The sequence below is a fragment of the Erwinia sp. 1181_3 genome, from assembly GCF_052824965.1.
Genome location: NZ_VTDE01000016.1, coordinates 1 through 12,291, shown reverse-complemented (window position 1 = coordinate 12,291; position 12,291 = coordinate 1). Strand labels below are relative to the sequence as shown.

Annotated in this window: 11 protein-coding genes; 8 read left to right on the top strand and 3 right to left on the bottom strand. The window is 53.6% G+C overall.

What is annotated here, in order from left to right:
* The first annotated feature begins 1 nt into the window (after position 1).
* The gene (tatC, locus tag FY046_RS22560; RefSeq protein ID WP_133846821.1) at positions 2-766 is read left to right on the top strand and encodes a Sec-independent protein translocase subunit TatC; all 765 of its coding nucleotides are present in this window, start codon (positions 2-4) and stop codon (positions 764-766) included.
* Positions 767-847: 81 nt separating this feature from the next.
* Positions 848-1,627 (top strand): 3'-5' ssDNA/RNA exonuclease TatD, encoded by a 780-nt coding sequence (tatD, locus tag FY046_RS22555; protein WP_133846820.1) that lies wholly within the window; start codon positions 848-850, stop codon positions 1,625-1,627.
* Positions 1,628-1,665: 38 nt separating this feature from the next.
* On the opposite strand, the gene rfaH is transcribed toward tatD, so the two are convergent.
* The gene (gene rfaH, locus FY046_RS22550; RefSeq protein ID WP_167864787.1) at positions 1,666-2,151 is read right to left on the bottom strand and encodes a transcription/translation regulatory transformer protein RfaH; all 486 of its coding nucleotides are present in this window, start codon (positions 2,149-2,151) and stop codon (positions 1,666-1,668) included.
* A gap of 328 nt (positions 2,152-2,479) precedes the next feature.
* Here rfaH and ubiD point away from each other — a divergent pair, with 328 nt between their 5' ends.
* Both ubiD and fre read left to right on the top strand, forming a co-directional pair.
* Entirely contained in the window at positions 2,480-3,964 is a 1,485-nt protein-coding gene (gene ubiD, locus FY046_RS22545) for a 4-hydroxy-3-polyprenylbenzoate decarboxylase (protein WP_133846818.1), read from the top strand.
* A gap of 45 nt (positions 3,965-4,009) precedes the next feature.
* Positions 4,010-4,708 carry an NAD(P)H-flavin reductase gene (gene fre, locus FY046_RS22540; protein WP_133846817.1) on the top strand — a complete coding sequence of 233 codons (699 nt, stop codon included), beginning with the start codon at positions 4,010-4,012 and terminating at the stop codon, positions 4,706-4,708.
* A 47-nt stretch (positions 4,709-4,755) separates the two neighbouring features.
* Here the strand turns inward: fre and fadA are convergent, their stop codons facing one another.
* Positions 4,756-5,919, bottom strand: a complete 1,164-nt coding sequence (gene fadA, locus FY046_RS22535; RefSeq protein WP_133846816.1) for an acetyl-CoA C-acyltransferase FadA — start codon at positions 5,917-5,919, stop codon at positions 4,756-4,758.
* A gap of 10 nt (positions 5,920-5,929) precedes the next feature.
* Positions 5,930-8,116, bottom strand: coding sequence for a fatty acid oxidation complex subunit alpha FadB (gene fadB / locus FY046_RS22530; RefSeq protein ID WP_159338549.1), 2,187 nt, complete (start codon positions 8,114-8,116; stop codon positions 5,930-5,932).
* A 186-nt stretch (positions 8,117-8,302) separates the two neighbouring features.
* On the opposite strand from fadB, the gene pepQ reads away from it, so the two are divergent.
* Genes pepQ through hemG form a run of 4 tightly spaced genes read left to right on the top strand, consistent with a single transcriptional unit; the run spans position 8,303 to position 12,276 of the window.
* Positions 8,303-9,634 carry a Xaa-Pro dipeptidase gene (gene pepQ / locus FY046_RS22525; RefSeq protein ID WP_133846814.1) on the top strand — a complete coding sequence of 444 codons (1,332 nt, stop codon included), beginning with the start codon at positions 8,303-8,305 and terminating at the stop codon, positions 9,632-9,634.
* The gene (locus tag FY046_RS22520; RefSeq protein ID WP_446186507.1) at positions 9,634-10,245 is read left to right on the top strand and encodes an IMPACT family protein; all 612 of its coding nucleotides are present in this window, start codon (positions 9,634-9,636) and stop codon (positions 10,243-10,245) included. Before pepQ ends, FY046_RS22520 begins: the two co-directional genes overlap by 1 nt.
* Before the next feature lie 28 nt (positions 10,246-10,273).
* Entirely contained in the window at positions 10,274-11,725 is a 1,452-nt protein-coding gene (gene trkH, locus FY046_RS22515; protein WP_133846812.1) for a Trk system potassium transporter TrkH, read from the top strand.
* Positions 11,726-11,739: 14 nt separating this feature from the next.
* Positions 11,740-12,276 (top strand): menaquinone-dependent protoporphyrinogen IX dehydrogenase, encoded by a 537-nt coding sequence (hemG, locus tag FY046_RS22510; RefSeq protein WP_159338551.1) that lies wholly within the window; start codon positions 11,740-11,742, stop codon positions 12,274-12,276.
* The last annotated feature ends 15 nt before the right edge of the window (positions 12,277-12,291 follow it).

The window sequence follows — 12,291 nt, the reverse complement described above, 5'->3', positions numbered from 1 at the left end:
TATGGCTGTTGATGATACCCAACCGCTTATCAGTCATCTGATTGAGCTACGTAAGCGCCTGTTGAACAGCATTATTGCTGTTCTGGCCATTTTTCTGTGCCTGGTGTATTTTTCCAACGATATTTATCAACTTGTCTCGGCGCCATTGATCAAGCAATTGCCCGCCGGGGCCAGTATGATCGCTACGGATGTCGCCTCTCCTTTTCTGGCACCGATTAAGCTGACAATCATTGTCTCTTTGTTCCTGTCAGTGCCGGTTATCCTCTACCAGGTGTGGGCTTTTGTGGCGCCCGCGTTGTATCGCCATGAACGCAGGCTGGTTATGCCCCTGCTGTTTTCCAGTTCATTCCTATTCTACCTGGGGATGGCTTTCGCCTACTTTATTGTCTTCCCGCTGGCGTTTAGTTTCTTTGCCAAGACCGCGCCCCAGGGAGTGACGATTGCCACCGACATTAATAACTATCTCGATTTTGTGATGACGTTATTTATGGCATTTGGTGTGTCGTTCGAAGTACCGATTGCTATCGTTCTGCTGTGCTGGACCGGGGTAACAACGCCAGAAGATTTGCGTGCGAAGCGCCCGTATGTGCTGGTAGGTGCATTTGTCGTGGGCATGTTACTGACGCCGCCGGATATCTTCTCCCAGACGTTGCTGGCCATTCCGATGTACTGCCTGTTTGAAGTCGGTGTTTTTGTTTCCCGCTTCTACGTGGGTAAAAACCGTCGAGATGATGAAGACGAAGTACAGGACGCGGAATCGGAGTAACGATGCGCGAACGGCTGCCACCGGCAGAACAATCTGAATAAATTAACCGCCCGTCAGGGCGGTTACTGTATGGAAGAGACTATGTTTGATATTGGTGTAAACCTGACCAGCACGCAGTTCGCGAAAGATCGCGAAAAAGTCGTTAAACGTGCGCGTGAAGCGGGTGTCACCGGCATGTTGATTACGGGCACCAATGCGCTGGAAAGTCAGCAGGCTTGCAGCCTTGCACAGCAGCATCCGAAGTATTGCTGGTCAACCGCTGGCGTTCATCCCCATCATGCCAGCGAGTGGTCGGGAGAAACGGCGGCTACGCTGCGTCGACTGGCAGAAAACGAGCGGGTTGTCGCTATTGGGGAGTGTGGCCTCGATTTTAACCGTAACTTTTCTGAGCCGGAACAGCAGGCTTACGCCTTTGAAGCCCAGCTCGCTTTGGCCGCCGAATTATCACTGCCTGTGTTTCTGCACTGCCGGGAAGCCCATGAGCGGTTTATTGCGATCCTGACGCCGTGGTTACCTAAGCTACCAGCGGCTGTATTGCACTGCTTTACCGGGACACGTGAAGAGCTGGAAGCCTGTCTGGCAGTGGGATTATCTATCGGAATTACCGGATGGGTGTGCGATGAGCGAAGAGGACAGGCGCTGCGCGAGTTGATGCCGTTGATCCCGGCAGAACGTCTGTTGCTGGAAACGGATGCGCCCTGGTTGCTCCCGCGTGATATGCACCCACGTCCGGCATCGCGCCGCAATGAACCCTGTTTTTTACCGCATATTGTTCAACAGGTGGCACTACTGCGTGGGGAAGATGCGGGTGAACTGGCAGAGCAAACGGCGTTAAACGCACGAAAACTGTTTGGTCTGTGAGACGCCCTGGGGCTATTTTTGCCTCTGAATGATGCGTATTACAGCTTCTGAAACTGGCGGTTGCCCACACTGCGTACCACCTGTTTATTTAACAGGTTCAGTAGCAGCATAGATCGGGCTTCACCGTCAGGTTCAGTGAATATCGCCTGCAACCCTTCAAATGCACCCTCGGTAATAATTACCGTATCGCCTGGCTGCGGCAGCTCACTTTCTACGACGGTTTCGATAGGGCTTTGCAACGCGACAATCACATCCAGCGGGACGGTGGCGGGCTGGGTACCAAAACGGACAAAATGGCTGACCCCACGCGTTGCGCTGATGGTTGTGGTGTGAATGGATTCAGGATCGAACTCAATAAACAGATAATTAGGGAATAACGGTTCATTCACCTGGGTACGTTTACCGCGCACTGTTTTCTCTAAAGCAATCATCGGGCTGAGGCAATGCACGGCCTGGCGCTCAAGGTGTTCTTTTGCGCGCAGTAACTGACCTCGTTTGCAGTAAAGTAAATACCAGGATTCCATAACATCACTTTCCAATTATCTGTCCGATAAGAATAGCAAAATCGCTCTGAGAGATATAGCGAGATTGGCGGCATCAGTCTGTTTCATCCCCCTGGCTCACAGGGTACTCCGTCATACGATAACGCTGAATTCGCCGTTATTATCGAATCAACTTGTCGCCTTACACCTGTGTCGTATCCTTATTATGCACGGTAGATCAGCCTTATTCTAATAAGCGAGTCCGCTGTGTTTTGCCGTGCGCAAGAGGCTAAACGTTGCAACAAAATTTACCCTGAGCGATGGATCGGCACTATAATGGCCGACTCACTGACCGTACTGATGGAAAGTCATGAAATACCACGACTTACGCGACTTCCTTTCTCTGCTTGAACAGCGTGGGGAATTAAAACGCATCAAACATGAGATCGATCCCGATCTGGAAATGACTGAAATTGCCGATCGCACACTGCGTGCCGGTGGTCCTGCTCTGCTGTTTGAAAACCCGAAAGGTTACAGCATGCCAGTCCTTTGCAATCTCTTTGGTACCCCGGACCGCGTGGCGCTGGGCATGGGCCAGGAGGATGTTAAAGCACTGCGTGACGTTGGCCGCCTGCTGGCCTTCCTTAAGGAGCCTGAGCCGCCGCGTGGTTTCCGCGACTTCTTCGATAAAATGCCGCAGTGGAAGCAGGTCCTGAACATGCCGACCAAACGGCTGCGCAGTGCACCTTGCCAGGAACAAATCTGGCAGGGCGATGATGTCGATCTCAGCCGTATTCCGGTGATGAAATGCTGGCCAGACGACGCAGCACCGCTGGTGACCTGGGGTCTGACCGTGACGCGCGGCCCGCTGAAAGAACGCCAGAATTTAGGCATCTATCGTCAGCAGGTGATTGGTAAAAACAAACTGATCATGCGTTGGCTCTCACACCGTGGCGGCGCACTGGATTTCCAGGATTGGTGCCAGCAGCATCCGGGCGAACGTTTTCCCGTCTCTGTTGCGCTGGGTGCCGATCCGGCCACCATTCTCGCGGCCGTCACGCCAGTGCCGGATACTCTGTCGGAATATGCTTTTGCCGGGCTGTTACGCGGCACGAAAACCGAAGTGGTTAAGTGCGTTTCCAACGATCTGGAAGTCCCTGCCAGTGCAGAAATTGTGTTGGAGGGGTACATTGAACCGGGTGAAATGGCACCGGAAGGTCCATACGGTGACCACACTGGTTACTATAATGAAGTGGATAACTTCCCGGTGTTCACCATCACGCATATTACGCAGCGCCGTGATGCGATTTATCATTCTACCTTTACCGGGCGTCCGCCGGATGAACCTGCGGTACTGGGTGTCGCGCTGAATGAAGTGTTTGTGCCGATCCTGCAAAAACAGTTTCCGGAGATTGTGGATTTCTATTTACCACCGGAAGGGTGTTCATACCGTCTTGCCGTGGTGACGATTAAGAAACAGTATGCCGGACACGCCAAACGCGTCATGATGGGTGTCTGGTCTTTCTTGCGTCAGTTTATGTATACCAAATTTGTTATCGTCTGCGATGATGACATTAATGCCCGAGACTGGAATGATGTCATATGGGCGATCACCACGCGTATGGATCCGGCCCGTGATACCGTGCTGATTGAAAATACACCGATCGACTACCTCGATTTTGCCTCGCCTGTTTCGGGTCTGGGGTCAAAAATGGGGCTTGATGCGACCAATAAATGGCCGGGTGAAACCCAGCGCGAGTGGGGTACGCCAATCCGTAAGGACCCTGCCGTTACTGCACGTATTGATGCGATCTGGGATGAGTTAGGCATCTTGAGTGATACACCAGCGCGATGAAGCGCTGGCGGTCAAATGATAATGACGACCCGACAGAGGGAACGCATGACAACCTTAAGCTGTAAAGTGACCTCAGTAGAGGCTATTACCGATACCGTGTACCGCGTACGAATGATCCCTGAAGCTGATTTTAGCTTCCAGGCGGGTCAGTATTTGATGGTGGTGATGGATGAAAACGACAAACGTCCGTTCTCACTGGCATCAACGCCGATGGAAAAAGACATTATTGAGCTGCATATTGGTGCCTCTGAGCTGAACCTCTATGCGATGGCCGTAATGGAACGTATCCAACAGCAGCGTCAGATCACCGTTGATATTCCTCATGGTGATGCATGGCTACAAGAGGGCGAACGTCCGCTGGTATTGATTGCTGGCGGCACAGGTTTCTCCTATGCGCGTTCCATTTTGCTGACAGCATTGTCGCAGCAGCCGGATCGCCATATTGCGATCTACTGGGGTGGGCGCGAGCTGAAACACCTGTACGATCTGGATGAACTGAACGCCCTGGCGATTAAGCACCCGAACCTGAGCGTTATTCCGGTGGTCGAGCAACCTGAAGAGGGCTTTACCGGCCGTAATGGCACCGTTCTGACCGCTGTCATGCAGGATTATGGCTCTCTTGCCGATCACGATATCTACATAGCTGGTCGTTTTGAGATGGCTAAAATCGCCCGTGAACGCTTCTGTGCTGAACGTGGTGCACAGGAATCGCGCATGTTTGGCGATGCTTTTGCCTTTATCTGATAGTAAGGGGCAGCCTGGCTGCCCCTTGTTTTTACCCGTGTTGAAAGCTAAACGCGTTCGAACACCGTTGCGATCCCCTGTCCCAACCCGATGCACATGGTGGCAAGGCCAAATTGCGCATCCCGTCGTTCCATCAGATTAAGCAGTGTGGTGCTGATACGCGCTCCTGAGCATCCCAGTGGGTGGCCTAATGCAATCGCGCCGCCATTCAGATTCACCTTCTCGTCGAGCTGATCCATTAACCCCAGATCCTTAATACAGGGCAGGGTTTGTGCCGCAAAGGCTTCATTCAATTCAAACACACCGATATCGCTGGCGTTCAGCCCGGCACGTTTCAGCGCCAGCTGTGATGCCGGAACAGGACCGTACCCCATAATTGACGGGTCACAGCCGACAACGGCCATTGCGCGGATCCGGGCTCGCGGTGTGAGGCCAGACTCCCGTGCGAGTGACTCGCTCATCACCAGCATGGCGGCTGCGCCGTCGGAGAGTGCTGAACTGCTGCCCGCCGTCACGGTACCGTTCACTGGATCAAATGCCGGGCGCAATGCTGCCAGATTTTCCACGGTGGTATCCGGGCGAATAACTTCATCGGTGTCATAGCGTTTTAATACACCATCGGCGTCATGCCCGGATACAGACACAATTTCACTGGCGAAATGCCCGGCTTCCGTTGCTGCCCAGGCGCGCTGATGGGATCGCGCTGCAAACTGATCCTGCATCTCACGACTGATACCGTGAATTTTTGCCAGCATTTCAGCCGTCAGGCCCATCATTCCCGCCGCTTTCGCGACATTGCGGCTCAGCCCGGGATGGAAGTCGACGCCGTGATTCATCGGTACGTGACCCATGTGTTCTACGCCGCCAATCAGGCAGGCGCGGGCATCGCCCACCATAATGGCGCGTGCGGCATCGTGCAGTGCCTGCATCGACGAGCCACACAGGCGGTTGACGGTGGTCGCGGGCACGCTATGAGGGATTTCCGCCAGCAGAGCCGCATTACGCGCAATATTAAATCCCTGTTCCAGCGTCTGCTGAACGCAACCCCAATAGATGTCATCCAGCAACGCGGCGTCCAGCGCAGAATTGCGGCTGAGCAGGCTACGCATCAGATGAGCTGAAAGGTCTTCGGCACGTACATGGCGAAATGCGCCACCTTTCGAACGTCCCATTGGCGTGCGAATGGCATCAACGATCACAACTTTTTCCATTTTGATTTCCTCACGCCGTTTTCAAAGAGAGATCATTCAGGGGAACCGCCAGCGGATACCAGCTTCCGCCCTGCGCTGCCTTATCCCGTAACCCGTCCGGCAGATGATAAAGCGGACCGAGTACAGTGAGCGGTTCAGCCTGAGCAACAAACTGATCGCTGCCAAGGGTGTCCAGATAGCGGAACGCGCCGCCGTGGAACGGTGGGAAGCCAAGGCCGTACACCAGCGCCATATCGGCTTCCGCCGGACTGGCAATAATGCCTTCTTCCAGACAGCGAACCACTTCGTTAATCATGGGGATCATCATGCGCGCGATAATTTCCTCATCGCTGAACACGCGTTTAGGCTGGCACACGGTCTGCAACAAACGATCGGTTTCGGCATCCGTCACCTTTTTCGCTTTACCTTTATTGTCGGTTTCCCAGCGCCAGAATCCTTGCTGGTTTTTCTGGCCGTAGCGTTTTGCTTCAAACAGGATATCGATGGCATCCCGGTACTCTTTCTTCATACGTTGCGGGAAGCCCTCTGCCATAACGCGTTGCGCATGATGCGCTGTATCGATGCCTACCACATCCAGCAGCCACGAGGGGCCCATTGGCCAGCCGAACTGTTTTTCCATCACCTTATCAACCTGACGGAAGTCGGCGCCGTCGCGCAGCAGCAGACTGAAGCCAGCGAAGTAGGGGAACAGCACGCGGTTCACAAAGAATCCTGGACAGTCATTGACGACAATCGGTGTCTTGCCCATTTTGCTGGCCCAGGCCACCACTTTGGCGATGGTGCTTTCAGCGGTTTTTTCTCCCCGGATAACCTCAACGAGTGGCATACGGGGCACCGGGTTGAAGAAGTGCATACCGCAGAAATTTTCCGGGCGGGTGAGTGCTTTAGCAAGCTGGCTGATGGGAATGGTCGAGGTGTTCGATGCCAGAATCGTATCCGGGCGAATGTGACTTTCTGTTTCGGCCAGTACGGCCGCTTTCACCTGCGGATTTTCTACTACCGCTTCTACTACCACATCAACCCGATCGAACCCCGTATAGTGAAGCGTGGGTTGAATGGTGCTGATGACTCCTGCGAGCGTCAGACCATCAATCTTGCCGCGTACCAGCTGCTTATTCAGCAGTTTTGCGGCTTCATTCATCCCCAGCGTCAGCGATGTGTCGCTGATATCTTTCATGATAACCGGCACGCCTTTCCAGGCGGACTGATAAGCGATGCCGCCGCCCATGATGCCGGCACCCAGCACGGCGGCCTGTTTTGGCGTTTCGACGTCGCGGGTCAGTTTCTTCGCTTTGGCTTTCACCGCCTGATCGTTAAGGAAAATCCCGACCAGGGCACGGGCTTCATTCGATCGTGCCAGGGGAACAAACGCAGCCGTTTCCAGTTTCAGTGCTTCATCACGTCCCAGACGTGCGGCGGCTTCAATGGTTTTCACGGCGGTCAGTGGGGCCGGATAGTGTTTCCCGGCGGTTTGCATCACCATAGCTTTGGCCGTGGTGAAACTCATTGCGGCTTCGATTTTATTCAGTTTTAGCGCTTCCAGCTTGCACTGGCGGCGTTCCCGCCACGGCTGTCGGCCGGAGATAGCTTCTTTCAACACGGATAATGCGGCGGCATCCAGTTTATCCGCAGCCACGACAGCATCTACCAGACCCACTTTCAGCGCCTGAGCGCCATCAATATCTTTACCTGCGGCAATAATCTCCAGCGCACTGTCAGCTCCCAGCAGACGTGGCAGGCGCACGGAACCGCCGAAACCTGGCATGATGCCAAGCTTCGTTTCCGGCAGGCCAATGCGGGTATCGGCAGTCGCGATACGGAAATCCGTTGCCAGCACGCATTCGCATCCGCCACCCAATGCATAACCACGGATGGCCGAAACGGTGGGGACAGGCAAATCTTCCAGCCGATTAAAGATGCTATTAGCAAAGCCCAGCCATGCTGTCAGTTTTTCTTCCGGGGCGATAAACAGTGAGAGGAATTCCGTGATATCGGCACCGACGATAAAGGCCGTTTTGCGCGAGGTTAGTAGAACGCCGCGCAGGGTGGGTTGCTGTTCCAGCACCGAGATAGCTTCACCGAGGCTGGCAACCGTCTGTGTATCCAGCTTGTTCACCGAGCCGGGCGCATCAAAAACCAGTTCGGCTATGCCGTCTTCCAGCCAGTCGAGGGATAGGGTTTCGCCTTGGTAGAGCATGTGTGTCTCCTGTGCCGCGATAAGGGGATCTGGTCATACCAGATGATCGTGAGTGTGGGATTGGTGTTGCTTATTTGCAAACGATACGTTGTCGATTTGCAAACAAGATCACAACTGCGGCAAAACGCCATACCCCTGCTGGCTGTGGTAAGATGCCGACAATTTCGTAATAACGGAGACAGGAAGATGGAGTCACTGGTTACGCTTTATCAGCAGCATGTTAAAACGTTACAGCAGCGCGCACAGCAGGTACTGGCGCGGCACAATCTTGATGCCATGCTGATTCATTCCGGGGAATTACTGACGGTATTTCTCGACGATCACACGTATCCCTTTAAGGTTAATCCTCAGTTCAAAGCCTGGGTGCCGGTCACTCAGGTGCCAAACTGCTGGCTGTGGATCGACGGTGTGAACAAACCGAAACTGTGGTTCTATTCCCCTGTTGATTACTGGCACAACGTTGAGCCTTTACCGCACAGTTTTTGGACGAGCGAAATTGACATCGTCGGCCTGAAAAGCGCGGATGACATTGGTCAGCAGTTGCCTGTGCAGCGCCAGAATGTGGCCTACATTGGCCCGGTGCCTGCACGAGCGACTCAGCTTGGATTCAGTGCCGAAGCGATTAATCCTCAGGGCGTGATCGACTTCCTGCATTATCACCGTGCTTATAAAACGGGTTATGAGCTGCACTGCCTGCGTCAGGCGCAGAAAACAGCCGTGACCGGTCATCGTGCGGCGAAAGAAGCGTTTCTGTCGGGTATGAGCGAGTTCGACATTAATGTCGCCTATCTCAGCGCGACCGGCCACCGCGATACCGATGTTCCTTATGGCAATATCATTGCCCTTAACGAACATGCAGCGGTGCTGCACTACACTAAACTCGAACATCAGCTCCCTGAACAGCGCCGCAGTTTCCTGATCGATGCAGGTGCCGAGTATAACGGCTACGCGGCAGACCTGACCCGCAGCTATGCGGCTAATGAGAAGAGCGACTATGCGCAGTTGATCCGGGATATGAACGCTGAAGAGCTGGCGTTGATTGCCACGATGAAAGCGGGCGTGCGCTATACCGAATACCATCAGCAGATGCATTACCGTATCGCCAGTCTGTTGTTGAAACACCAACTGGTGAATGGCATCAGCGCGGAAGCCATGGTGAAAGAGGATCTTACGGGGCCCTTTATGCCTCATGGCATCGGCCATCCGCTGGGCTTACAGGTGCATGACGTTGCAGGTTTTATGCAGGATGACCAGGGGACACATCTGGCCGCCCCTGCGCAGTATCCTTACCTGCGTTGTACCCGCATGCTGGAGCCTGGAATGGTGCTGACGATTGAACCGGGCATCTACTTTATCGACTCGCTGCTGGCGCCGTGGCGTGCCGGTAAGTTCAGCCAGCATTTTGACTGGGCGAAAATTGATGCGCTGAAGCCTTACGGCGGTATTCGTATTGAAGATAATGTCGTGATTCATACCAACGGCGTAGAAAATATGACTCGCGATCTGCATCTGGCCTGATGGACGCTTACGATATCCCGGCTGAACTATTCAGCTTTAGCGAAGAGATCAAGAAAAGCCGCTTTATCACGCTACTGGCACATACCGAAGGTGTGGAGGCGGCGCGGGGATTCGTACAGCAGATCAAGCAGCAGCACCCAACGGCCCGGCATCACTGCTGGGCGTTCGTTGCCGGGGCACCCGATGATTCGCAACAGTTGGGATTCTCCGACGACGGGGAGCCGTCCGGTACCGCCGGAAAACCGATGCTGGCCCAGTTAATGGGTAACAATATTGGCGAAATTACGGCGGTGGTTGTGCGTTATTATGGCGGCATCCAGCTGGGAACGGGGGGGCTGGTCAAGGCCTATGGCGGTGGCGTGCAGCAGGCGTTGCGATTACTGCCCCGCAAGGTCAAGGTTCCCATGATGCAGTTCAGCCTGATTTGCGATTATGCCCAACTGGGTGATATTGAACGGATGGTCGCACGCTTTGATGGCCAGCTGATTCATACTGAGTTCCAACATAACATTACTCTTCACCTGGCTCTGCCTCATGCGCAGGTGGCGGGCTTCAGGCAAAATCTGTCAGACTTTAGCCGGGGCGCTTTGCACTTAGCCTCGCTCACATAACACTTCATGTCAGGAAAGGAACGGCAGAATGCATTTTCGCGCCATTACCCGCATAGTGGGTTTACTGGTCATTTTGTTCTCAGGCACCATGATTGTGCCCGGGCTGGTGGCGTTAATTTACCGCGATGGGGCAGGGCGAGCATTCACTCAGACGTTTTTCATGGCGCTGATGATTGGGACGTTACTGTGGTGGCCCAACCGTAAAAAGAAGAGCGAGCTGAAGCCACGGGAAGGGTTTCTGATCGTCGTATTGTTCTGGACGGTGCTGGGTAGTGTGGGTGCTATGCCCTTTATCTTCGCAGAGCAGCCTAATCTGTCGCTGACCGATGCCTTTTTCGAATCGTTCTCCGCTCTGACGACCACCGGAGCCACCACGTTGGTGGGGCTGGATGCATTGCCGAAGGCGATTTTGTTTTATCGCCAGATGCTGCAGTGGCTGGGGGGGATGGGGATCATCGTACTCGCCGTAGCGATCCTGCCTATTCTTGGGGTGGGGGGAATGCAGCTCTACCGTGCCGAAATGCCTGGCCCGTTGAAAGACAATAAAATGCGGCCGCGTATTGCTGAAACAGCGAAAACGCTCTGGCTGATTTATGTGCTGCTGACGATTGCCTGTGCAGTGTCGCTGTGGATGGCGGGTATGTCGTTGTTTGATGCCATTGGGCACAGTTTCTCAACTATCGCCATTGGGGGGTTCTCTACCCATGATGCCAGCATTGGCTACTTTAATAGTCCGACTATTAATACCATCATCGCCGTCTTCCTGCTGATTTCTGGCTGTAACTACGGCCTGCACTTCTCGTTACTGAGCGGGCGCAACTTACGCGTGTACTGGCGTGACCCTGAATTTCGTATGTTTATCGGCGTACAGATTACACTGGTGATTATCTGTACTCTGGTGCTGTGGTTTCATAATGTCTATCAGACAGGAATGCAGACCATTAATCAGGCTTTCTTCCAGGTGGTATCGATGGCAACCACCGCAGGTTTCACGACGGACAGCATTGCGCGCTGGCCTCTCTTTTTACCCGTATTGTTACTCTGTTCTGCTTTTATTGGTGGCTGTGCGGGTTCGACGGGCGGTGGCCTGAAGGTGATCCGTATTCTGCTGTTGTTTAAGCAAGGGTCGCGAGAACTGAAAAGGCTGGTACACCCTAATGCGGTATACACCATTAAATTGGGTAGCCGTGCGCTGCCTGAACGCATTCTTGAAGCGGTGTGGGGGTTCTTCTCTGCCTATGCATTAGTATTCATCCTCAGCATGCTGGCGATCATCGCTACTGGTGTTGATGACTTCTCTGCATTTGCGGCGGTGGCAGCAACGCTGAATAATCTTGGCCCGGGCCTTGGTGTGGTGGCGGACAACTTTACCTCAATGAATGATACCGCCAAATGGATACTGATTTTGACGATGCTGTTCGGGCGTCTTGAAGTCTTCACCTTATTAGTTCTGTTTACGCCGACATTCTGGCGTGAATAAGTGAGAGTGGAATAATGAAAGCGTTAATCCTGTTTTCCAGCCGTGATGGGCAGACCCGCGAGATTGCCTTCTATATAGCTAACCAGCTAAAGGAGGTTCGGGAGTGTGATGTGTTCAACATCCAGCTTATTAACGAGATTGACTGGGCGCAGTACGATCGGGTGTTGATTGGTGCTTCTATTCGTTATGGTCACTTCCATCCAGCGGTGGCCAAATTTGTGAAAACACACCTTAATGCACTGCAGCAGCGTTCAAGTGGTTTTTTCTCGGTAAACCTGACGGCACGTAAGCCTGAGAAGCGTACACCGCAGACCAATGCTTATACTCGAAAGTTTTTGATTCAGTCGCCGTGGGAGCCTGACTGCTGTGCTGTCTTTGCGGGCGCGCTGCGGTATCCGCGCTACAGTTTCTTCGATCGCATCATGATCCAGTTGATTATGCGTATGACAAAGGGAGAAACCGATGCCAGTAAAGAAGTGGAGTATACCGACTGGCAACAAGTGGCCCGTTTTGCCCATGAATTTGCTGAATTACCGAACAAATCGCAGTAAAAAAACGCGCTTCGC

Coding starts and splice junctions, on each gene's coding strand:
- tatC (WP_133846821.1), top strand. CDS start 2: ATGGCTGTTGATGATACCCAACCGCTTATCAGTCATCTGATTGAGCTA.
- tatD (WP_133846820.1), top strand. CDS start 848: ATGTTTGATATTGGTGTAAACCTGACCAGCACGCAGTTCGCGAAAGAT.
- rfaH (WP_167864787.1), bottom strand. CDS start 2,151: ATGGAATCCTGGTATTTACTTTACTGCAAACGAGGTCAGTTACTGCGC.
- ubiD (WP_133846818.1), top strand. CDS start 2,480: ATGAAATACCACGACTTACGCGACTTCCTTTCTCTGCTTGAACAGCGT.
- fre (WP_133846817.1), top strand. CDS start 4,010: ATGACAACCTTAAGCTGTAAAGTGACCTCAGTAGAGGCTATTACCGAT.
- fadA (WP_133846816.1), bottom strand. CDS start 5,919: ATGGAAAAAGTTGTGATCGTTGATGCCATTCGCACGCCAATGGGACGT.
- fadB (WP_159338549.1), bottom strand. CDS start 8,116: ATGCTCTACCAAGGCGAAACCCTATCCCTCGACTGGCTGGAAGACGGC.
- pepQ (WP_133846814.1), top strand. CDS start 8,303: ATGGAGTCACTGGTTACGCTTTATCAGCAGCATGTTAAAACGTTACAG.
- FY046_RS22520 (WP_446186507.1), top strand. CDS start 9,634: ATGGACGCTTACGATATCCCGGCTGAACTATTCAGCTTTAGCGAAGAG.
- trkH (WP_133846812.1), top strand. CDS start 10,274: ATGCATTTTCGCGCCATTACCCGCATAGTGGGTTTACTGGTCATTTTG.
- hemG (WP_159338551.1), top strand. CDS start 11,740: ATGAAAGCGTTAATCCTGTTTTCCAGCCGTGATGGGCAGACCCGCGAG.